17 protein-coding genes are annotated in these 20,882 nt (G+C 67.1%); 4 read left to right on the top strand and 13 right to left on the bottom strand.

The annotated features are described in order from the left end of the window. From ACTG4X_RS31660 to ACTG4X_RS31670, 3 genes are all read right to left on the bottom strand, one after another. The gene (locus tag ACTG4X_RS31660) at positions 1-1,257 is read right to left on the bottom strand and encodes a HipA domain-containing protein (RefSeq protein WP_097197864.1); all 1,257 of its coding nucleotides are present in this window, start codon (positions 1,255-1,257) and stop codon (positions 1-3) included. Next, positions 1,254-1,496: a helix-turn-helix domain-containing protein gene (locus ACTG4X_RS31665; protein ID WP_093178412.1), complete on the bottom strand. Its 243-nt coding sequence runs from the start codon at positions 1,494-1,496 to the stop codon at positions 1,254-1,256. The genes ACTG4X_RS31660 and ACTG4X_RS31665 overlap by 4 nt, the downstream gene beginning before the upstream one ends. Before the next feature lie 163 nt (positions 1,497-1,659). Beyond that, on the bottom strand, positions 1,660-2,736 hold the full coding sequence (locus ACTG4X_RS31670) for a fumarylacetoacetate hydrolase family protein (protein ID WP_097197863.1): 1,077 nt from the start codon (positions 2,734-2,736) through the stop codon (positions 1,660-1,662). Between the two features lie 210 nt (positions 2,737-2,946). Between ACTG4X_RS31670 and ACTG4X_RS31675 the strand changes: the two genes are divergently transcribed. Together ACTG4X_RS31675 and ACTG4X_RS31680 are read left to right on the top strand one after the other, a co-directional pair. Beyond that, the gene (locus ACTG4X_RS31675) at positions 2,947-4,068 is read left to right on the top strand and encodes a DUF3108 domain-containing protein (RefSeq protein ID WP_440532817.1); all 1,122 of its coding nucleotides are present in this window, start codon (positions 2,947-2,949) and stop codon (positions 4,066-4,068) included. A gap of 147 nt (positions 4,069-4,215) precedes the next feature. Further along, positions 4,216-4,494: a BTH_I0359 family protein gene (locus ACTG4X_RS31680; protein ID WP_176929076.1), complete on the top strand. Its 279-nt coding sequence runs from the start codon at positions 4,216-4,218 to the stop codon at positions 4,492-4,494. A gap of 24 nt (positions 4,495-4,518) precedes the next feature. On the opposite strand, the gene ACTG4X_RS31685 is transcribed toward ACTG4X_RS31680, so the two are convergent. The 4 genes from ACTG4X_RS31685 to ACTG4X_RS31700 are packed head-to-tail and all read right to left on the bottom strand — an operon-like array spanning position 4,519 to position 8,671. After that, entirely contained in the window at positions 4,519-5,049 is a 531-nt protein-coding gene (locus tag ACTG4X_RS31685; protein ID WP_440532818.1) for a spore coat protein U domain-containing protein, read from the bottom strand. Next, entirely contained in the window at positions 5,016-7,325 is a 2,310-nt protein-coding gene (locus tag ACTG4X_RS31690) for a fimbria/pilus outer membrane usher protein (RefSeq protein WP_440532819.1), read from the bottom strand. The genes ACTG4X_RS31685 and ACTG4X_RS31690 overlap by 34 nt, the downstream gene beginning before the upstream one ends. A gap of 37 nt (positions 7,326-7,362) precedes the next feature. Continuing rightward, the gene (locus tag ACTG4X_RS31695; RefSeq protein ID WP_440532820.1) at positions 7,363-8,130 is read right to left on the bottom strand and encodes a fimbrial biogenesis chaperone; all 768 of its coding nucleotides are present in this window, start codon (positions 8,128-8,130) and stop codon (positions 7,363-7,365) included. 31 nt (positions 8,131-8,161) lie between these two features. Continuing rightward, positions 8,162-8,671, bottom strand: a complete 510-nt coding sequence (locus ACTG4X_RS31700; protein ID WP_093059963.1) for a Csu type fimbrial protein — start codon at positions 8,669-8,671, stop codon at positions 8,162-8,164. 279 nt (positions 8,672-8,950) lie between these two features. Here ACTG4X_RS31700 and ACTG4X_RS31705 point away from each other — a divergent pair, with 279 nt between their 5' ends. Beyond that, positions 8,951-9,820 (top strand): ChaN family lipoprotein, encoded by an 870-nt coding sequence (locus tag ACTG4X_RS31705; protein WP_440532821.1) that lies wholly within the window; start codon positions 8,951-8,953, stop codon positions 9,818-9,820. A 69-nt stretch (positions 9,821-9,889) separates the two neighbouring features. On the opposite strand, the gene ACTG4X_RS31710 is transcribed toward ACTG4X_RS31705, so the two are convergent. From ACTG4X_RS31710 to ACTG4X_RS31730, 5 genes are all read right to left on the bottom strand, one after another. Beyond that, positions 9,890-15,217 (bottom strand): beta strand repeat-containing protein, encoded by a 5,328-nt coding sequence (locus ACTG4X_RS31710; protein WP_440532822.1) that lies wholly within the window; start codon positions 15,215-15,217, stop codon positions 9,890-9,892. Between the two features lie 73 nt (positions 15,218-15,290). Beyond that, on the bottom strand, positions 15,291-16,703 hold the full coding sequence (locus tag ACTG4X_RS31715) for a CsgG/HfaB family protein (protein WP_440532823.1): 1,413 nt from the start codon (positions 16,701-16,703) through the stop codon (positions 15,291-15,293). Between the two features lie 14 nt (positions 16,704-16,717). Next, a complete protein-coding gene (locus ACTG4X_RS31720; protein WP_256216883.1) occupies positions 16,718-17,236 on the bottom strand; it encodes a hypothetical protein in 519 nt (172 codons plus the stop codon). Between the two features lie 185 nt (positions 17,237-17,421). Further along, positions 17,422-17,991 (bottom strand): methylated-DNA--[protein]-cysteine S-methyltransferase, encoded by a 570-nt coding sequence (locus tag ACTG4X_RS31725; RefSeq protein WP_440532824.1) that lies wholly within the window; start codon positions 17,989-17,991, stop codon positions 17,422-17,424. Positions 17,992-18,116: 125 nt separating this feature from the next. Continuing rightward, positions 18,117-19,451, bottom strand: a complete 1,335-nt coding sequence (locus ACTG4X_RS31730) for an aminotransferase class III-fold pyridoxal phosphate-dependent enzyme (protein ID WP_440532825.1) — start codon at positions 19,449-19,451, stop codon at positions 18,117-18,119. A 69-nt stretch (positions 19,452-19,520) separates the two neighbouring features. Here ACTG4X_RS31730 and purU point away from each other — a divergent pair, with 69 nt between their 5' ends. Further along, the gene (gene purU / locus ACTG4X_RS31735; protein ID WP_093057656.1) at positions 19,521-20,387 is read left to right on the top strand and encodes a formyltetrahydrofolate deformylase; all 867 of its coding nucleotides are present in this window, start codon (positions 19,521-19,523) and stop codon (positions 20,385-20,387) included. Positions 20,388-20,438: 51 nt separating this feature from the next. Here purU and ACTG4X_RS31740 read toward each other — a convergent pair whose 3' ends face one another. Then, complete coding sequence (locus ACTG4X_RS31740; RefSeq protein ID WP_093057657.1) at positions 20,439-20,810, bottom strand: YXWGXW repeat-containing protein; 372 nt, start codon at positions 20,808-20,810, stop codon at positions 20,439-20,441. Positions 20,811-20,882: the final 72 nt, after the last annotated feature.

The following is a 20,882-nucleotide window of genomic DNA, read 5'->3' on the forward strand; positions in this document are numbered from 1 at the left end:
TCAGCCGCCAATCATCGACAACGCGTTTCGAGCATGAAGCTCGAACACGTGCGTCATTCTTTCCAGCACATGCACTTCGGCATCGTTCGGGTCGTGCGATTTGTCCAGTGACGCGCGGACCTTGTGCCATGCCGGCAACAAGGCACGCGCCATCTTGCCGAACTCGGCCAACGTTTCAGGCAGGCGAAAGCCGCAGTCTTCGCACAGGGCCTCCCAGGAATGGCGGCCCACCGAATCGAAGGTTTCCTCGTCCCCGATGAACAGCGCCAGACCAGTGTCCCCGTACGCGCGCACGCACAGCAGGTCGTAGAACGGCGCGAGCCTGAAGCCCTTGTCATCGACCAGCACCGACACGTTCTTGGCGTGCGCATCCGAATTGCCGATCAGGTAGTTGAACATCACCCAACGCTGGAACTGCAGCAGGTCGATGGCGCGCACGCCCAGCCCGCGCAAGACCTTGACCAGCAAGGGAATGCTGACCAGCCCGCCCGAACGCTGATATTTCCAGTCCGCGCCGTGTCCCAGCAACTGGCAGCCGTCGACTTGATGAAGGCTCACGATGTTGCCCGCCGCCAGCAGCCGGTCGTAGCGTTCGACCACGTAAGCCGCCTCGGGAATGCGAAGCAGCCAAACCTCCGGCACCGGCAACCGAAGCGCTCGTGCCAGCTTCATGCAGGCAAATTCGTTGACTGCGCTGGGGTGGTAGCGCGCTTGGCGCGTGTCAGGCTTGAGGATGTGCGTGGTGGGTGACTGGCCAATGCTGTCGCTCAGGCGCTGGCCTGCCGGGTCGAAGCGCAGGCCGATCTTGTCCTGCGCGCCGGCCAGCGACATGGTCGCCTGGGTGTTGGACAGCAACAGCGGCGTGCGGTCGCGGCCGGCCAGCCGTCGACTCAGCTCCTCGAACGGTAGCGGACGGTATTCCTGCGCCGGCACTGGCCGCGCCTCGGGCGGCAGCAGCGAGAGCACACCGGGAAGCTCCGCGCCCAGGCGGCCCAGCAACTCGAAGGATGAAGCGCCGCGCAAATGAATGGCGCTGACGATGTCGTCGAGCGCCTCGCCTTCAGGGAGCAGATTCTCGAAAAAAGACCGGACCAGGTGCCCGGTGTAGCGCCCGGCCACCAGCGGAAATTGCGGTGCCAGCACGTAGTGCCCTGGCTGTTCCAGCCATTGAGGGTCGTACTCGAAGAAGTAGTCAGCGGCAACATGGCCGAACCACCCCATCGGACGGGCGTTGGCCCAGATGCGCAGCCGGATCATTCGGCGCTCGCCTCGGGGTCGCCCTGCCAACCGCCAAGGCTGGCTTTGAGTCCCAGTCCGGTCGCGAGGAGCAGCAATTTCACCAAGGAACAGCGCCCCGGATCGCTTTCCGCGTCGCGGATGAACGAGGGGCTGACGCCGCACACCGAAGCGGCTTGCGCGCGCGACAAACCCTGGCGCTTGCGCTCGGCCGTGAGTCGCATGGCCAGTTCAGAAAGATTGTCGGGAGTGAGGTACATGAATTGACCTGATAAGAGCATTATTACTTAACGCTTGATCAAATCAATCTTATTTGTCTTTATAGGGTCAATTTGAAGCGATATCGATTTTTGACCCAGAAGGGTCCAAATCTCGAATCAAACGCGGCCAGACAGAAGTATTGACCTTGAAAGGTCAAGCCGCTCAATCTTCAGCTGCTTCTTCCAGACCGCCCTGCGGCTTCACCAGCGACACCGGCGCCTCCTTCGGCCGCCCGGCCGTCGACACGATCTCCTGGTCGATCGCACCGAACAGCGAACGCCCGTCCAGCCCCTTCATCTCGATGCGGATCGTGTCGCCGAACTTCATGAAGTCGGTATAGGGCTGGCCGGTCTGGATGGTCTCGATGCAGCGCTTCTCGGCGATGCACGAATAGCCCTTGGGCCAGTCCATCTGGCCGTTTTTCTCCACGCCCTTGTTGCTCACGGTGCCGCTGCCCACGATGCTGCCGGCGCGCACGTTGCGTGTCTTGGCGATGTGGGCGATGAGCTGGCCGAAGTGGAAGGTCATCTCCGGGCCGGCGTCGCACATGCCGACCTTGCGGCCGTTCCAGCTGCTTTGCAGCGCCAGGTGCACGCGGCCGTCCTGCCAGGCCTCGCCGATCTCGTCGAGCGTCACGGCCACGGGGCTGAAGGCGGTGGCGGGCTTGCTCTGGAAGAAGCCAAAGCCCTTGGCCAGCTCGGCCGGAATCAGGTTGCGCAGGCTCACGTCGTTGGCCAGCATCACGAGGCGGATGCCGTCGAGTGCCTGGTCGGGCGTGGAGCCCATGCGCACGTCGCCGGTGATGACGGCGATCTCGGCCTCGAAGTCGATGCCCATGGCTTCGCTGGGCACGATCACGTCGTCGGTCGGGCCGAGGAAGTCGTCGCTGCCGCCCTGGTACATCAGCGGGTCGGAGTAGAAGCTCTCGGGCACTTCGGCGTTGCGCGCCTTGCGCACCAGCTCGACGTGGTTGATGTAGGCCGAGCCATCCGCCCACTGGTAGGCGCGCGGCAGCGGGGCCATGCACATCGACGGATCGAAGGGGAAGGCGTGGCGCGCGCGGCCGGTGTTGAGGGAGTCGTACAGGTCCTGCAGCTGCGGGCTCATGAAGCCCCAGTCGTCCAGCACCTGCTGCAGCCGGCTCGCGATGCCGGTGGCGTAGTGGGCGAGCGTGAGGTCGCGCGAGACAACGACGAGCTGGCCGTCGCGCGAGCCGTCCTTCAGGGTGGCGAGTTTCATGATGCGGTGCGTGCGTGATGGCGCGGGACACGGCGCGTGCACGAGGCCGGGCGCCGCTCCCACTTAAACTGGTTGAACGGGCGGCAGTGTACCGAGGTGGTCTTCGTGAACCTCCGGGCCGGCGCCTCACTCCACACACTGATGCCGACGCTCGTCGCCCCTCCTTCTTCCTTGCTGCCTCCCGGCCTGCCCGGGCGTCCGTCGTGGCGGGTGCTGATCGGTCTGACGCTGCTGGTGGCGCTGATCCACCTGCTGGTGCTCGGGCTGGCGCCGGTGGCCATCGGGCCGGAACCCTCGCCACTGGCGAGCAAGTTCAGCACGCGGACGATCGTGATCGCGCCGCCGGCTTCTGAAAAGCCCGCTGCGCCGGCTGCCGCCCCGGCGGAAGCCAAGCCAGCACCGCCGCCCAAGCCGCGCCGGCCCCGCGAGCCGTCGGCGCCCCGTCCGAAGCCGGCTCCTGCGGCCGTTACGCCAGCGCCGGAGCCAGACGCTTCCGTGCCCCCTGCTCCGGAAACACCCGACCTGACGGCCCAGGCTGCTCCCGATTCAGGAGCAGCACCGCCCGAAGCAGCCGCCAGCGCCCCGGCTGGTGCGTCTTCCCCTGCCGGTGGCACGGGCAGCGGCACCAAGACGGCCGGCGGCAGCGAAGCCTCGGGAACCATCGCCGGCACCCAGGCGCTGAGGATCCCTGGTTCGGTCACGCTCGATTTCGAAGCCACGGGCCAAGTGGGGGCCTCCCCGCAGCGGGGCGTGTTCGGTGAGCTCGTCTGGCTGCAGGATGGCTCCCGCTACGACGGGCGGCTGACGCTCAAGGCGGTGTTCTTCACCCTGCTCAACTGGCACAGCACCGGCCGCATCGGCCCCTCCGGCCTAGAGCCCGAGCGGTACTCCGAAAGCCGCAAGGCCGAGGTGGCGTCGCATTTCGTGCGCGACCAGGGGCAGATCGTGTTCAGCAACAACACGCCCCCTGTGCCCCTGCTGGCCGGCGCGCAGGACCGCATGAGCGTCATGATGCAGCTCGGCGGCCTGCTGGCGGCCAGCCCGGATCGCTATCCGGCGGGCACCCGGATCTCGGTCCAGACCGTGGGGCCGCGCGATGCCGACGTCTGGGTCTTCGTGGTCGGCGAAGAGGAAAAGATGGCCCTCCCGGCCGGCGAATACACCGCGCGCAAGCTCACCCGCAACCCGCGCCGGGATTTCGACAGAAAACTGGAGCTCTGGCTTGCGCCAGCGTACGGTTATCTGCCCGTGCGCATCAGGCAGACGGAAGCAAACGGCGACTTCGCTGACGCCCAATTGCGCAAACCCCTACCCGCGGGCCCCTCGAATTGAGGAGAAAGTCACACTATCGAAGCAAAAGGTCCTGGAGATATGCCGATTAGCCTGTTGGTTTTACAAATAGACAACCTATCTTGAAACTGGCGCGTTGATTGCTATCTAAACCCCATGAACGCCATCGACATACTCACAGGGCCCGCCATGAACATGCTTTATGACTCGGAGTCTTTCGTCGTCGTACACGTGCAGCCCAATGAAGGCGAGGAGCCCGCGCAGCCGAATGTGCCGGTTCTGGAGCGCCATGGCTTCGAGATCGTGGACAAGCGTTCGGGCAAGGAGGTGTACCTCGACGGCTCCTGGGCCGAACTGTTCCAGCAGCAGATCGCCGCCTGGCAGCTCAACACTCCCACCCAGGAAGAGGTCGAAGACACGCTCGAAGGCTACGCCGAGCTGGCCCACACCCCCGTGTTGGTGCACTGAGCCGAAAACCCCGGAAACAACAACTCAGTAGGTCACAGTCACCGTGATGGTGTCGGTATAGCTGCCCGGCGCAGCCGTGTACTGGCCGGCAGGCAGGCGACCGTAGACGGTGTGCGTGGTGCTTGCCGTCCTGCTCCCGAACCCACCTGAGGTGGACGCGCTGCCCGACACAGTGCTGGTCGCCCAGACCGTCCCGTAGGTCGAACTGGTGTACAGGTTGTAGTTCAGGGTGTAGCTGCCATAGCTCATATAGCGGCTCGTGGTCGTTCCCGAATTCCCCGCACTGAGGCTGACCGTATAGCTCAAGGTGCTGGTTCCGAAGACACTTCCTGAGAACGTGGCCGCCACCGTGATGGTGCCGGTACTTGTGGTGGCACTCGTCGTGGACGCGCTGTAGTTTCCGAAGCTCAGGGCCGTCGCGCTGATGCTGGCAGAGCAGGTCGGCGTCCCGAGCCCCGTCGACGTGCATGACGCATGTGCCGACGCGGCAGCCAGCGCGCCAATCAGTCCGGCAACCCAGATCAGCGCGCTGTAGTTGGAAGCATCGTTTCGCATGTGTAGGGCCCGATTTGTGGCAGCGTGCCGGTGGTCGGAATGGGGCCGACCGTGAAACTGCAATGGCCAGTGCGCCAATTCGCCTCGAAGCGTTCGCCCGCACGGGGGCGATCGAGCTGCAGCGTGCCGCCGTAGCCGGTGATCAATGGAGACGGACGGCCTTCGCCGACAACGTCGATGCCAGCCGGCAGCGGCGACCCGTCGGGCAGCCGGATCTGCATGGTGGCGCTCAGGTCGCGCGAGATGTCGAAGGTGGCCGCCGCAACGCCCTTGTACGACGGCACGACCTGCAGCACGTCGGAGTGCACCTGCGCCGAAATCGGCAGATCGCCGTTGTCCACGCTGATCTTGTTCAGCTCATGGGCACGCAGCCCGGTCACGAGGGCATGCCCCTCGCCGTCGGTCGTCGTCGCCAGGTTGTTCTCCCGGTAGATCTTGATGCCGGCCGCGCCAGGCACCGTCACCAGCGCAAAGCCGTCGCTGGACGATTGCGCCGCGAAGAACATGCCCGACGTATAGCCCAGTGAACCCTCGGCAAGCACCCTGGCGCTGGTCTCCTTGTTGAGGTCGACGACCTGCGCGTTGAAGCTCGCATAGGGGGTCCGCCAGGTTGCCTCGGCCTGGGCGCGCTTTGTCTCGCCATTCGAGGCCGCGACGCGCCAGCCCAGCCCCTCATCGCTCGGCGTCGCCTGGCTGACGTCGACCGTGGTGGTGGTCTTCCCGTTCTGCCGGTTGGTCGTGGCCGATGCGGTCTGCCGGTCGCCCAGCGGAAGGGTCAGGCTCAAGCCGACCGATGCGACGCGCTGGCGATTCGCCGTGGCGCCCGAGTCGGTGCGCGCCACATAGGTGTTCAGGAACACGGCACCGAGCTGAATGGAATGGTTGAGCGAAAGCACCTTGGCCTCGTCGCCGCCGCTGTAGCGCAATGCCGTGTAGGCCAGGCCCAGGCTGCCATAGCGGCGGCCAAGGGAGCGCCCCAGGAACAGTTGGGTCTGCCCGGTCGTGTGCGTCTGGCTGTCCAGCCATGCAACCTGCATGAAGCCCGCGCTGGCGGATTGCCGGCTTGCCGAGAAGCTCCACTCAGGAGCGATGTGCGCAAACGAGACGCGCCCGAGCGTTCCGTTGCCCGCGTCCTGCGAGCGGCTGGCCGCGCCGTGCAGTCCGAACTCCCCCAGCGGCGCCCACACCCAGGTCAGGCCGGCGCCGGCAACCTGAACCTGCGCGCCGGCCTCGCCATGCAGCTCCATGGTGGCCGTCTCGCTGAGTCCGCGGCGCCAGTTGCCGGCAGCGAACGGGCTGCCGTAGTCATTGCTCTGAAGGCCATAGTTGAGGCGGCTCCACCCCACGTTGACCGAGTAGTCCGACAAGCCCGCGCGCAGCAGATTCGTGCTCACGTAGTAAGGCGTCGTGACGGTGCGCCGCACGCCCAGCGCGTCGGACACCGAGAAGCTCATCTCACCCGCGCCGCTGAGCACCGGCACGTTGCTCAACGAAAACGGGCCCGAATCGACCTGCCCCTGATAGTGCAGCGTGTTGTTCACATAGGCTTCGAGCGTCGACGCGACGGCCGATCCGCCCGTGAGCGACGGCACCGGATAGCTGATGTACCCGGGGCTCAGGCCGAACTGCGTGCCGAACTGCACCCCGGCAAAGCGCGACGGCGTGGACCACGCGGCGTTCTGCGTGATGGCGTCGCCAACCGTCAGCCGCGTCAGGCGATCCGGGTCGTCGTAGCGGTAGTAGCTGTCGAGCCGGACCATCTTGCTCAACGACGAAAGGCCCGTTGCATTCTGATAGGCCGACTGGCCGACGAGCACGCTGTTCGCCAGCAATCCCCATTGGCCCGAAACCGTGCTGTCGAGCAGTCCCGATGCGGCAGTGCCGTTGCTGTCGTGCTGCAACGCCATGTTGTAGTTGACGAAGGCGGCATTGACGGAAGGCGTGAGCGACGGCCGGTTCGCGGCCTTGCCGGTGAGTGCACTGGCCACGAATGCCGTCACGGGCAAGCGCACTTGCGCCGTCTGCGTGCTTTCTTCCAGCGCCACGCTGCCATTGGGCAACGCAGCGGGGTCGTAGTAATCGGCCCCCTCGACCACGGCCGTCGCCTGGGCGGGAACGATGACGCGCCACGCCTGCAGGTCGGCACGGCTGAACAGGAGCTTGCCCCCGTGCCGGAGCGCAGAGCGTGCAGGCCCCTCTGCCGTGCCATTGACTTCGACGTCGATGATCACCGGGGTGAACACCCGGTCGTCCGCGATCACTTGGGCCTGCGCCATGTGTGCCACCGGCAGCCAGCAAGCGAAAGCGACCAGGCTACTGAGCTGCTGCAGCCGTCGCACCGGGAACTTGCAGGAAGACGGGGGGCAGCGGCACTTCGGAGTCCGCCTGCGCCTCGAGCTGGAGTCTGGCGCCCGGCGGCAGCGAAGGCAGCACGACCGGCAGCCTTGCGCTTTGCTGCGGCAGCACGTAGACCGACATCCGCTGACGCAAGAGTTCGCTGCCATCCGCATGGCGCACGGTGACTTGCGTGATCTGGATGTGCTCGCGCCCCAGGTTGTCGATGGTCAGCGCCGACGCGCTCAGATGCCACGCAACCGAAGGCGCTCCCGCAGGGGACGAAGGAGGCACGAAGATCGGCAAGACCAGTTGCAGCAGCGTCTGCAATTCAGCGCCCGCCCCCTCGGTCCCCGTTGGCAGCGCCTTGTCGCGCGGCAGCTGCCTCAGGAAGATGCGGTAGCTGCGCTCATCGGCCAGCGCGGGCACCTGCAGGCCGAGGCGCACGATCTGCCGGCCATTGGCCGGAATCCGGAAGATCGCCGGATTGACCAGCACCTCGCGCGTAGGCGCATAGACATCCTGCTGATCCTTCTGCGCCCAGCTCATGACCTCGGCCTGCATCGAGATCTCGCTGGCACCGTCGTTGGTCACGACCAGCGAAGCGACCGGCCGGTTGGGCTGCAGCACGACGCGGACCGGCGCGATCTGGATGCTCGCGGCCCGAACGTCGACAGGAACGGCCGAGATGGCCATCGCCGCCGCCGAACCGAGGATGATCGCCGCGCGCGCCAGGAGCTGACGCATAGCCCAATCGAGGGACATGGACCGTGAACGCTCAGTAGGTGAGCGTCAGGGTGATCGTGTCGGTGTAGTCCGTTGCGGGCGCCACTGCGTACTGGGCGGCCGGGACCTTGCCGTAGACCGTATGGGTCACGGCCGAACCTGTGCCGGTGTAGTCCGACCCCGTCGTGCTGTTGCTCCAGTTGGTCGCATACGAGGAGTCCTTGTAGAGACCGTACGACAGGCTGTTGTAGCCGCTCGTCGCCGTGGCGCTCGTCATGGTCCGGGCCGTCACCGAGCCGCTGGTGCCTGCGCTCATGCCCAGCGAGTAGGTGGTGCCGTAGGTGCACTGCACGGTGAACGAGGTCGCGCCGGTGAGCGCAGTGCCCGGGGTGAAGCTTCCGAACGCGAGCGTGTCGGGCGTGGCCATGGCGCAGGAACTGAGCACCGTGGCCGTCACCTTGAAGGTCGTGGTGGCAGTCGTGGCGTGTGCGGACTGGAGCGGCAGCACGGCAAGCGCCACCAGGGCCGTGGCAATGGCGCCACCGAGTCTCAAGTTATTCATATCTACCCCGTAAGTGTCGGAAATTGAACTCCCGGATAGATGGATATCCGGCCCGTATCGCGAGTCACATGTGGCCTTTGGTATGACTTGTTCGCGACGGGCCGAGTAAACCCAAAGACTTAGTAAAAAATTAGCAGGCTGTCAGTTAAAAGTTTCAGAGGTGTGCAGCGGTAAATCCACCGAAACTTCGGCGGCGTCCGCGCGGCCAGCGCGCGGACGACAGGCACAGGAGGAAATGGACGGCACTGCGCGCGTGTGCCGAGGGCATACGATGGCGCGATGCCTCCTCCAAACTGGCCCACCCGGGCCTCCCGATTCCTGCTGTTCCCCCTGCTCGCCGCCACCGCGTTCACGGGCTGTTCGGCGCTGTCCTCTTCCGGCGCCGATGCGCCCGACGCGCCCATCGCACGCCGCGTCGCAGCGCTCCAGCCGATCGATGCCCTGCTGCTCGGCGAGCAGCACGACGCGCCCGAGCACCATGTCATCGAACGCGAAACCGTCGAGGCGCTGGTCGCGCGCGGCCACCTCGCCGCGCTGGCGCTCGAGATGGCCGAGGAAGGCCGTAGCACCGCGCAGCTCACGCCCACCGCCACCGAGGCCCAGGTGCAGGCCGCCCTCGACTGGAGCGACAAGGCCTGGCCCTGGGCCAGCTACGGCCCCGCCGTGATGGCCGCCGTGCGCGCGGGCGTGCCCGTGGTCGGCGCCAACCTGCCGCGCGTCCGCATGAAAGACGCCATGGCCGACGTCTCGCTCGACGTGCAGCTCAACGGCGAGGCCTACACCGCGCAGCAGGACGCCGTGCGCGATGGCCACTGCAGGATGCTCCCAGAGTCGCAGATCGTCCCGATGACGCGCATCCAGGTGGGCCGCGACCGCGCGATGGCGCAGGCCATCGTCAAGGCGAAACGACCGGGCCAGACGGTGCTGCTGATCGCCGGAGCCGGCCACGTCGTGCGCACGCTCGGCGTGCCGCAGCACCTGCCCGACGACGTCAAGATCGCCACGGTGCGGTTGATGGCCGCGCCGGCTGCTCCTTCGCCCGAAGCGGTGGCGGGCGACTACGACCGCACATGGCGGACACCGCCCCTGCCCGAAAAAGACTACTGCGCAGAGTTCAAGCGGCAGGCAAGACCGCAACCGAAAGCCTGAGCGCCCCATCGACAAGAAAAAAGCCGCGAGCCCAAAGGCCCGCGGCTTTTTCTTTCGGTACGCAGCAGCTCAGCGCGAGGTAATCGCCGACACCGCCGAGTTGCCCGTGGCCGATGCCGTGATCTGGTTGCCCGTGGTGCGCAGCGTGCTGTTGCCCACAGCGCCCGACACGCCGACCCCGAAGTTCACGCTCGTCACCGTGGCCGTCACTGCGCCGGTGTTGACCTGGTAGTTGCCGATGGCCGCGCTCGGCGCGCCGGTGTTCAGCGCCGTCTGCGTCAAGCGGTTGGTTGCGCTGTTGCCGACAGCCTGCGCCGCCAGCGCGTTGCCCGTGACGCCGACCGAGCCGCTCGACACGCCAGCCCCGGTGCTGTTGAGCGCCACCTGGTAGCTCGTGCCCACGCTGGTTGCCGACACCGCGCCCGAGTTGTTTTGGCTGTTGAGGATGGCCGCGCTCGCACCGACGTTCAGCGCCAGCGGCGTGCCGACCAGGCTCGACGAACCCACCGTCGCCGCGCCGCCGTAGCTGCTGCCGCCGCTGGATTCGAGCACGTTGGTCGCCGCATTGCCGCGCGCCAGGGCAACGGTGGTGTTGCCGTCGAGCGAGACGCTGCTGCCGTTGAGCGGCACCGCGCCCGCCAGCGTCGCATTCGCCACCGTGCTGGCCGTCGCCGTCACGCCGGCCGTGCTGCCCTGCACATTGACGATGCCGACGCTGGCCCCCTGCGTCGCGCTGCTCGCCACCGTGGCGGTGTTGGTCGCGCGGTTGGCCGAAGCCTCTGCAAAGGTGCTGTTGCCCGAGATGGTGAGCGCGCCGTTGATCAGCCCCGGCGTGGGTGCGGCGTTGTCGTCGTTGTGGATCGACGTATTGGCCGTGCTGCTGACGGTCGATGCGGCCGACTGGCGGTTCGACAGCACGTGGTCGCCGGTGGCCACCACGTTGTCGGCGCTGCCGGTCTCGTTCAGCGTGGCAGAACCCGTCGCGCCCGGCGGCAGGGTGTTGACCGCGCTCACGCTCAGCGTGTTGGTCGCATCGTTCATCACGCCCAGCGCCGTATTGCTGTTGCCCGAGAGACGCACTGTCGAGGCGGTGGATGCGGCCGGTGCAAACAGCTCCAGCGTGGACGTTGCCGTCACCGCAGCGGTGCCCGACTGCGTCGACTGCAGCGCCGAGCGCGCGCCAACGTTGGAGCCCGCGAGCGTCACGCTGTTGAGCGCCGTGTTGGCCACGGCCTTCGCGCTCTGGCCGTTGTTCGTCACGCCCAGCGTCGAGGTACCGACGATGGATGCCGGTGCCGTGTCGATGCCCACGATGCCCGTCGCGGTGGCCGACACGGGCCCGGTGCCCATCTGCACGTTGGCCAGTGCGTGGTCGGCCGTCACTGTCACCAACAGCGCCGGGCCGGCTGCAGCCACGGCCGGCAGCGGCGTGCTGCCGGCGATGGTGCTGCTCTTCACGTCGATGCTGTTGGTGGCAGCGCTGCCGGTGGCGGCTGCGCTGGTGATGTTGCCGTCGAGCGTGGCGCTGCTGCCGGTGAGCGCGTTGGGGCCGGTCAACGTGAGCCTGGTCACGTTGTTGGCGTTGGCTGCCACGGTTGCGTTGCTGTCCTGCGCATTCAGCACCGCAGTCTTGGCCGACTGCGATGCGCCGCCGGTCAGCGAGGCAGCGTTGGTAGCGCGGTTGGCCGCTGCTTCCGAGGACGTCGAGTTGCCCGAGGCGGTGAAGCTGCTGTTGACCAGGCCTGCGTTGGCGGGCACCAGGCTGTCTTCGTTGTAGATCGCGGTGTCGGCGGTGCTGGTGGCCGAGGTTCCGGCCGACTGGCGGTTCACCAGCACCTGGTCGCCCAGCGCCGCGGTGTTGCCGGGCAACGCCCCCTGAAGAATGATCGCGGGAACGAGGGATGCGACAGACGAGCCGCCCGCAACGGCGACCTTGTTGTCCACGTCGTTGATCACGCTCAGCGCCGAGTTGCTGTTGTTCGAGAGCTTCACCGACGAGCCCGTCACCGAGGCCGGCGCAAAGGCCTGCATGAACGAGCGCGACTCCACCGCCGCCGTGCTGCCCTGTGCAGACAGCAGCGCGGAGCGGGCCGACACATCGGTGGCCGCGAGCGTGATGGCGTTGCTGCCCGTGTTGGCCACGGTCTTCGCGCTTTGCGTGTTGCCGGAGGCACTCAGCGTCGATCCGGTGATCACCGCGCCGACCGCCGTGTCGACACCGAAGGCGGCCGCCACCTTGGAAGAGATCGTCGGGCTCGTCACCAGCTGGATGCTCGACAGCGCATGGTCGCCGACCGCACCTGCCAGGCCCGCGAGGCTGGTCGCACCGGCAAGCGGCAAGCCGTCGCCCACGGCGATGGTGTTGCCCTTCACGTCGATGCGATTGACGGCAGCGTTGCCCGTGGCCGAACCGCCGGCGGCGTTGCCGTCGACAGCGACCTGCGAGTTCTGGATACTCGCGCCGCCCAGCACCAACTGCACGCCGTCCTTGTTGTTGAGCAGCGCGCCTTCCTGCCCGGTCAGCGAACTGACCACGGCGCTGGTGAGCTGAAGGTTCTGCACTGCAGTGGTGGTCGAGACGCCGACCGCATCCACGCTCACGCCGTTGACGGCGCTGTTGCTGGTCGCGCCGGCCAGCGTGGTGTTGCCGCTGGCGTCCACCTTCGAGTTGCTGATGGCGCCGGTGACGGTGGTCTGCACTTCAGGCCCGCCGCTGCGCTGCGCCGACACCGTGCCCTGGCCCGACTGCGCGTTCTGCACGCTGAAGGCGGCGGTGGTGGCGAGCACGTTGCCCGTCAGCGTCGCACCCGCCAGCGAGAGGCCGGAGGTGTCGATGTTGTTGCCCGTCAGCTTCACCGTGTTGCCGGTGGCGCGGCTGCCGTAGGCCAGCGCCTGCGCCGCGTTGTCCGAACTGGACACCGAGCCGTTGCTCAGCGTGCCCGTGACCGTGGTGCGCGCCACGATGCCGCCGGCCGCGATGGCAGAGATGACGGTGTTGGTGCCCGCCACAGCCTGCGTGTTGGTGACGTTGGCGATCGAGGCATTCGAGCCGCTCACGTTGTTCAGGCCCAGCGTCACGCCGCTGGCTGCGTCGTTGCCGTAGGTGGCTGCGACGAAGGCGTTGTCGCTGTTCGCGACGCTGGCGCCCGAGACATTGCCGTTGACGTTCGCCGCAAAGGTGTTGGAGCCGGTCGCCGAGCTGCCGATGTTCCCCTGCACCGACTGGTCGTTCAGGATGCCGTAGGCCGCAGTCACCGTCGGCAGGGCGCCGGCCGCGTTGCTGAACGGCAGTCCGCTGAGCACATCGACCGTGACGGTCGAGGCCGGCGTACCCAGGAACGGGCCTGGCGCCGCGGCCAGGTTGCCCGTGCTCACGCCCAGCGTGTTCGTCGCCGAGTTGCCGTAGGCAATGGCGCGCTGCAGGTTGTCGGTGAGCGCGACCGAGCCGCCCGTGAGGTTGCCGTTCACCGTGATGCGCGCTTCAGGAGCGAACAGCGCCGCGCCGGCACCGGAAGTCGCATCGGACATCTGCACGCTCGCGATGCCCGCGCCCGTGCCGACCGAGTTGCCGCTGAGCGTGAGCGTGTTGGTGGCCCCGCTGCCGAGCGCCACGGCTTCCTGCCGGTTGTCGGTCAGCGCCAGCGTGTTGTTCGCGACCGGTGCGCCGCCGCCGCTGGCGGTCAGCAGGATCTGCGAGCCGAAGTTGAGCGCCGCGGGGCCACTGCCGTTGTAGTTGCCCTGCAGGTTGGTGAGCGTCGCCGCGCCGCTGGCGGACACGCGCCCGTCGGAGTTGGTGCCGCCCGTGAGCACGGCGTTGCCGTTGCCCAGCGCCACCGTGGCTGCCTGGATCGCCAGGCTCTGCGTGATCTGGTTGCCCTGCGCGGTGGCCGCCGATGTGTTGCCGGACACGGTGACCGAACTGCCGCTGGTCTGCCCCGTGCCGGGCGACTCGCCCGTCTTCGCCGAGATGACCGACGGGAGCAGGAACGCCGTCAGCGGCGCCGCCGAGTTGGCCTGCTGGTTCGACACCGCCGCCGTGCCGGTGAACGAAGCCGCGTTCTTGCCGCTGGCGATCGCGCTCGACGCCGTGTTGCCGGTGGCGTCCGCCGTGATGCTGTTGTCCGCGAGCGTGATCTGGCTGTTCTTGCTCGACTGCACGCCGGCCAGGATCTGTGCGCCCGCGGTCTGGGCGAAGGTGGTCACGCCGATGTTGCCCTGGCTGTTGACGATGGCCAGGTCGCTGTTGACGTTGCTGGTCACGCCCACGCCGTTGTGGATGCTGTTGTTGGCCGCGGTGGCTGCCGTGCCGGTGCCCGCAATCGTCACGTCGTCGATCAGGATGCGGTTGCCCGCCGTGCCGGCGGTGGCGCCCAGCGCCTCGTTGCCCGTGGCCGCGCTGGAGATCGAATTGCCCTGCACCGACAGCGAGCCCTGCAGCACGTTGGAGCCGCCGGCAGGCACGCCGCTCACGAGGCCCGTGATCACCGAGCCCGTATTGGTTGCGCTGTGCGTGGCGGCGAGGATGCCGTTGCCGTTCGCCTGCAGGTTCGCGACCACCGCCGAGCCCGCGAAAGCCGGCGCGCCGCCCGACTGGATTTCGGCCGAGCTGGTGGCGCTGTTGGCCTTGAGCACCGCCGAGATCGAATTGCGTTCGAGCACGGCAGCGGTGGTCAGCGTGATGCCCGGGCTCGCCGTCAGCATCAGGTCGACCGTGTTGCCCAGCACCTGCGCGCTGGAGCTCGCGCCCGTGGCCGACTGCAGCGAGGTCACCACGATGTTGCCCTTGGCATCGAACAGCGGTGCGCCCGCCGGATAGGTCAGCACCGAGGTGCCGGCCTGCGGCGAGGCGCCGACCGCGGCGGCGCCCGAGACCATCGAGCTGCCGCTGTTGAGCGTGGTGGTGGCCGAGATGGTGTTGTCCGCGTTGACCACGCTGCCGGTCTGCAACGTGCTCGATTCCACTGCCAGCTTGCTGCTGCTCACTGCGCTGTTGATCACGCCGGTGTTGGTCGCCACGCCCAGCGTGGCGGCGTTGTTCACCGGCGTGCCGGGCGCCGGCTGGATGCTGTTGGCAAAGCTGTTGCCGGTGGCGCTCGCGCCGACCAGGTTGCCGCTGGTGCTCATCGCCACCGGGTTGGGATTCAGCGGCGTGCCGGTGGAGGTCGTGCCCACGGTGGCGCCGGTGATGGTGGCGTTGACGGCCCCGGTGTTGTTGATGTCCGAGTTCACCGTCGGCGTGCCGGTGGCGATGCCGTTGTAGGCAGCGTCGACCGAGGTCTCCGCGGCTTGTGCGCCGGAGGCTGCTGCAATCAGCGCCATCGCGACGGCCGTGCCGATGCTGCTGCGGCTGAACATGGGCGCGCGTGCGGCCCGGCTCTGGATCTTGCGTGCGTTCATGGCGTGACTCCTCGGATGTTGTGGAAGCGGTCTGGGTCGGAAAGTGGATGCGCGATGCGCGCGGAACGGCAGCTCAGTCGCCCTTGACGGCGCTGTCGGAAGAAGAGGCAGAAGGGGAAGAAGCAGGCGCCGCGCCGCCGACCACCGCGCTGCCGATGCGCAGCTTGGCGATCTCCTGCAGGCCCGGGCCGTCGCGGTGGATCGACGTGTCGGCGGCATCGGGCCGCCACGTGAGGCTGATGGCGCCCGGCGCCACGCCGCGGTTGGCAAGGGCCGAGGTGACGGCAGCGATGCGCTGGTCGGTGAGCTCGTCGCGCTTGCGGGCGTCCCAGTTCTCGGTGTCGCGCGCCACCAGCACGATGTCGGTCGAGCCCTTCTTGGCCAGGCCAGCGATCTGGTCGATCAGCGCAAGCGAGCTGCCGCCGAGCGTGGTCGCGCCGAAGTCGAAGGACACCTGCGTCGCCGTGCCCGTGAGGCGCGCGCCGCCCTGCCCCGCGGCATTGACGGCCACGCCGCTCTGCACCACGGGCGAGGTCACGGCCGCGCCGCCCACGGTGGCATCGCCCGGGTTGTCGACCTTGCGCAGGTCGGCCGCGGGCACGACCGGAATCTGCTCGCCGGCGCCCGGGCGCATCGTCATGCAAGGCCGGTGGTCGACCTGCGTGACGGCCGCCATGAGCCGCACCACGCCTTCTTCGAGCGCCGCGCGCACGCCCATCTGCACCGGCTCCTGGCCCTTGGCGCCGATGTCCACGTCGTACAGCTTGCTGCCGAAGAAGCGGAACACGTTCAGGCCCACTTCGTAGCCATTGAACTGCTTGGTGAGACTCACCGTGCGCACCACCATCAGCGACTTGGTGTCGACGATGCGCAGGTCCACGCTCACCGACTGGCTGAAGGTGCGCGCCTTCACGCCCACCTGGTTCACCGCGAACTCCGCGCCGCCCGAGTTGATGTTGTAGTTGAGCTCGGTGATGCCGCCAACGATGAAGTAATCGGACTTGTTGATCGTGCCGCCGAAGTACGGCAGCCACGGCACCGCCTGGCCGCCGTTGGGTCCGCCGACCTGGTGCGTGCGGCCGTCACCGAGCTGGCGGCGGTCGGCGTACGCGAGCTCGCGCTCGGCGATCACCGGGTCGAAGCGCTCGGCGATGCTCACCGCGCCGCCGAGCTTGCCGAGTGCCGAATACACCATCAGCGCGCCGCCCTGCGTGATCGCGTTGCCTTCGTTGATGCTGTACTTGCCGGTGTAGTCCTTCACGTCGCCCACGCCGATGACGATGGGCGGACGCCGCGTGGCCGCGATGTGGTCGGCGTAGCAGGCGAGCACCGCCTCCATCGGCGTGATGTTGTCGCGCACCGAGGGGCCGAGCACCACGGGTGCCTCGTTGGGCGCAAAGCGTTGCTGCGGAGCGGAGACGCAACCGGCGAGCGCCACCGTGGCGATGGCTGCGAGCGCGAAGGTGCGGGTGATGGGGTATTGCATGTCGCTTGCCCCGTTCAATTGAGCACGCCGAACGCGCACGCCGAGCTGCCGCCGACGCTCGCGGTCTGCGCACCCGAGTTGCTCTGATTCGAGTTCAGGGCCTGGTTGGCCGCGCCCTGCACCTGCGTGCTGGTGCCGCCCACGATGGCCGAGCCGACCGCGCCGGAGTTGGCTTGCGTGGTGCCTACCGTCGCGCCGCCGAGGGTGCCTACCGCGGTGCGGCTGTCATTGCCCGAGGCATTCGAAGTCGCGCCCGAAGTGGAAGGCGAATTCGCGACCGTGCTGTTGTTGCCGTCGTTGCCCGTGGAGGTCGCGGAGACGTTGCAGTTGTACTGGCGACCGATGTTGTTGGTCGTGTTGTAGACCGGCGCCGAGTAGTAGCCACTCTTCTGCTTGCGGATCATGTCCTGGATCGCGGCCTGGTTCACCTTGTCGGTGCTGGTCTGGAACTGCCATGCGGCGTTCTCGCCGACGTTGTTGGCGAGCGCAGCCAAAGGCGCACACACCAGTGCCATAAGAAATACGCGTTGCATGACGGTCCCTCTCTGGAAGACGCACTTGATGAACTCATAAGTGCTACGTTTCGGGAGGGGATGCTAGGGATCGACGGCCACGGCCGGTATCCCGGGAACCGGTAGGAGGTATCCCGGGAACCGGTAGAAATGAAAAAGGGCCAACCCGGGCCCGGGTCGATCCCGACGGCGTGCGGCGCCGTGGTTCAGAACGCGAGTTGAATCGTCTCGGGCACCACGGTTTCGCCTCGGGGCTTCGCGTCGGAAGCCGGCAGCGCGCCTTCGTGCTGCAGCAAATGCCGCTTGCGGAAGACACCGCCGGCGTAGCCCTTGAGGTCTGCGTTCTTGCCGATCACACGGTGGCACGGCACGACGATGCTGATCGGATTCGACCCGTTGGCGGCACCGACATCGATGGCCGCGCGCGGATCGTCGAAGCCGAGCTGCTTCGCCAGTTCACCATAGCTGGTCGTGCGGCCTGCAGGAATGCGGCGAAGCGCCTCCCAGACCTGCTGCTGCAACGCGTTGCCCAGCCTTGCGACGGGCAGCGTTTCGATGGCCGTGAGATCGCCGTTGAAGTAGCGATCGAGGGCATCGGCCACCGTTTGCGGCGCGGCGCCTTCGGTCAGCTCCACCTTGTCGTGAAGTTCCCGCAGGAGGCGATGCAGGCGGGCGCGATGGTCCGCGAAATCCAGCGCATGAATGGCACCGGCAGCGTCGGTGACCAGCAGAAGTTCGCCCATCGGCGAAGCCAGATGGCTCAGTTGCAGCTTCATGATCGTGTCCTCACAAAAGAGAAGGCGGCAGGGCCGCGAACATTCACATGTTGCGCGTTCCCTGCCGCCTTCACTCGCCGTATCCGGACATCGATCTCCGGCTCACGCCGGCGCTGCCTTCCCGCTCAGGCGTGTGCCTTGATCGAATCCGCCAGCGTGTTCACCAGCGTGTCGATGTGCGACTTCTCCACGATGTACGGCGGCGCAATCACCAGCACGTCGCCCGCTGGCCGCACCAGCGCGCCCTTGTGGAAGCAGTCGAGGAAGATTTCATAAGCGCGCTTGCCCGGCGTGCCCGCGATGGGCGCGAGCTCCACCGCCGCGGCAAGGCCGAGGCTGCGGATGCTGATGACGTTGGGCAGGCCCTTGAAGGCGCTGTGGAAGGCATTGCCCAGCACCTTGCCCATTTCACCGGCGCGCGCGAACAGGTTTTCTCCCTTGAAGAGATCGAGCGTGGCAATGGCCGCTGCGCAGGCCACCGGGTGGCCCGAGTAGGTGTAGCCGTGGAAGAACTCGACCACGTGCTCGGGCGCGTCGGTCTTCATCATCGCGTCGTAGAGCTTGTCGCGGCAGATCACGCCGCCCAGCGGAATGACGCCGTTGGTCACGCACTTGGCGAAGTTCAGCATGTCGGGCACCACGCCGAAGTAGTCGGACGCGAAGTTGGTGCCCATGCGGCCGAAGCCCGTGATGACCTCGTCGAAGATCAGCAGGATGCCGTGCTTGTCGCAGATCTCGCGCAGGCGCTTCAGGTAGCCCTTGGGCGGCAGGTACCAGCCGGCCGAACCGGCCACGGGCTCCACGATGATCGCGGCGATGTTGCTCGGGTCGTGCAGCGGCAGGATGCGGGTTTCGAGCTCGACCAGCGGGTCTTCGGCCCACACCGGCTCCTCGTTGTGGATGTAGGCGTGGTTCACCGGGTCATGGATGAAGCGCATGTGGTCCACGCGCGGCAAAAAGGCCGAGCCGAACACCTTGCGGTTGCCCGGAATGCCGCCCACCGACATGCCGCCGAAGCCCACGCCGTGGTAGCCCTTCTCGCGGCCGATGAACACGTTGCGGTGGCCTTCGCCGCGCGCGCGGTGATAGGCCAGGGCCACCTTCATCGAAGTGTCGGCAGCTTCGGAGCCCGAGTTGCAGAACAGCACCTTGTTGAGATCGCCGGGCGCAAGCGAGGCGATCATCTCGGCCGCCTTGAAGGCCTTGTCGTTGCTGACCTGGAAGGCGGTGGCGTAGTCGAGCGTGTCGAGCTGCTTCTTGATCGCCTCGTTGATGGGCTTGCGGTTATGGCCCGCACCCACGCACCACAGCGACGAGATGCCGTCGATCACCTTCTTGCCGTCGTGCGTGGTGAACTCCATGCCGTCGGCCGCGACGAACACCCGCGGGTCTTTCTTGAAGTGACGGTTGGGGGTGAAGGGCAACCACTGGTTGTCCATGTTGAAGTCCTGGAAGGCCATGCGTGTCTCCTGCGGTTATGTGGTCGAGGAAAATCGCGATTCTGGCACCCCTGCGACAATCACGCCCTGATGACGACCTCTACGCCTACCTCGCCCGCCTATATCCTGAACCTCTCCTGCCCCGACCGGACGGGCATCGTGCACGCCGTGTCGGGCTTCCTGCTCGAGCGCGGCGCCAACATCGAAGAGGCCGCCCAGTACAACGACCACGACACGGGTCTTTTCTTCATGCGGGTCCGCTTCGCCTGCGGCGACCACAGCGAAGCCACGCTGCGCGAAGAGCTGAAGACCTTCGCCGCCGGCTTCGGCATGACGCTGCAACTGCACGCCGCCGCCGAGCCGATGAAGACGGTCATCCTCGTCAGCAAGGAAGGCCACTGCCTCAACGACCTGCTGTTCCGCTGGAAGAGCGGCCTGCTCGCCATCGACGTGCGCGCCATCATCTCGAACCACCGCGACTTCTACCAGCTGGCCGCCAGCTACAACGTGCCCTTCCACCACATCCCGATGACGGCCGCGACCAAGGCACAGGCCGAGGCGAAGGAGCTTGAAATCATCGAGGCCGAAGGCGCCGAACTCGTGGTGCTCGCGCGCTACATGCAGATCCTGAGCGACAACCTGTGCCGCAACCTGGCCGGCCGCGCGATCAACATCCACCACTCGTTCCTGCCCAGCTTCAAGGGCGCCAAGCCCTACTACCAGGCACACGACCGCGGCGTGAAGCTGATCGGTGCCACCGCCCACTACGTGACGGCCGACCTCGACGAAGGCCCGATCATCGAGCAGGACGTGGCCCGCGCCGACCACACCGACACCGTGGAAGACCTAACGGCCCGCGGCCGCGACACCGAGAGCCAGGTGCTGGCGCGTGCAGTGAAGTGGCACAGCGAGCACCGCGTGCTGCTGAACGGGCACCGCACGGTGGTGTTCCGCTAGGCCTCCGAAAAAAGCATGCCTCCACTTTGGAGGCATGCATCCCGCTCAGCGTCAGTTGCGATTAGGGTTGTTCGGCCGACGGTCGTAGCGGTTCGGCACGCCGTCGCCGTCACGGTCCCAGCGGCCTGCGTTGTACTGCCAGCGTCCGCCTTCCTCGCGCCACTCCGGCGCACGGTAGGCATAGCCCGGACGGGCACGCACCCAGACGCCGCGGGTCCATACATGGCGCCCACCGCGCCACTCATAGTGCCCCGGCGCCCACACATAGCCGCGGCGCGGCGGGGGCACGCGTTCGGAGCGCGGAGGGGGCGGCGCCACCTGTATGACCACGGGTTGCGCCTGCGCGGCCGTGGGAACAGTCAATGCGCCCACCGACAGAAGCGATGCAGCGCCGACGGAAAGAGCCAATGCGAGTTTTTTCATGAAGGACTCCTCATGAGTTGTTGGAGGAGCCTTCATGCTGCCCAGCCCATGTGAACCGCCTGTAAGCAATGC

This window comes from Variovorax sp. YR566 (assembly GCF_051992195.1).
Lineage (GTDB): Bacteria > Pseudomonadota > Gammaproteobacteria > Burkholderiales > Burkholderiaceae_C > Variovorax.

Bases quoted from the DNA above. Each gene is read 5' to 3' on its own strand.
- ACTG4X_RS31720 (WP_256216883.1), bottom strand. From the start codon at position 17,236: ATGCAACGCGTATTTCTTATGGCACTGGTGTGTGCGCCTTTGGCTGCG.
- purU (WP_093057656.1), top strand. From the start codon at position 19,521: ATGACGACCTCTACGCCTACCTCGCCCGCCTATATCCTGAACCTCTCC.
- ACTG4X_RS31670 (WP_097197863.1), bottom strand. From the start codon at position 2,736: ATGAAACTCGCCACCCTGAAGGACGGCTCGCGCGACGGCCAGCTCGTC.
- ACTG4X_RS31665 (WP_093178412.1), bottom strand. From the start codon at position 1,496: ATGTACCTCACTCCCGACAATCTTTCTGAACTGGCCATGCGACTCACG.
- ACTG4X_RS31680 (WP_176929076.1), top strand. From the start codon at position 4,216: ATGAACATGCTTTATGACTCGGAGTCTTTCGTCGTCGTACACGTGCAG.
- ACTG4X_RS31740 (WP_093057657.1), bottom strand. From the start codon at position 20,810: ATGAAAAAACTCGCATTGGCTCTTTCCGTCGGCGCTGCATCGCTTCTG.
- ACTG4X_RS31715 (WP_440532823.1), bottom strand. From the start codon at position 16,703: ATGCAATACCCCATCACCCGCACCTTCGCGCTCGCAGCCATCGCCACG.
- ACTG4X_RS31690 (WP_440532819.1), bottom strand. From the start codon at position 7,325: ATGGCGCAGGCCCAAGTGATCGCGGACGACCGGGTGTTCACCCCGGTG.
- ACTG4X_RS31685 (WP_440532818.1), bottom strand. From the start codon at position 5,049: ATGCGAAACGATGCTTCCAACTACAGCGCGCTGATCTGGGTTGCCGGA.
- ACTG4X_RS31730 (WP_440532825.1), bottom strand. From the start codon at position 19,451: ATGGCCTTCCAGGACTTCAACATGGACAACCAGTGGTTGCCCTTCACC.
- ACTG4X_RS31705 (WP_440532821.1), top strand. From the start codon at position 8,951: ATGCCTCCTCCAAACTGGCCCACCCGGGCCTCCCGATTCCTGCTGTTC.
- ACTG4X_RS31695 (WP_440532820.1), bottom strand. From the start codon at position 8,130: ATGCGTCAGCTCCTGGCGCGCGCGGCGATCATCCTCGGTTCGGCGGCG.
- ACTG4X_RS31725 (WP_440532824.1), bottom strand. From the start codon at position 17,991: ATGAAGCTGCAACTGAGCCATCTGGCTTCGCCGATGGGCGAACTTCTG.
- ACTG4X_RS31660 (WP_097197864.1), bottom strand. From the start codon at position 1,257: ATGATCCGGCTGCGCATCTGGGCCAACGCCCGTCCGATGGGGTGGTTC.
- ACTG4X_RS31700 (WP_093059963.1), bottom strand. From the start codon at position 8,671: ATGAATAACTTGAGACTCGGTGGCGCCATTGCCACGGCCCTGGTGGCG.
- ACTG4X_RS31710 (WP_440532822.1), bottom strand. From the start codon at position 15,217: ATGAACGCACGCAAGATCCAGAGCCGGGCCGCACGCGCGCCCATGTTC.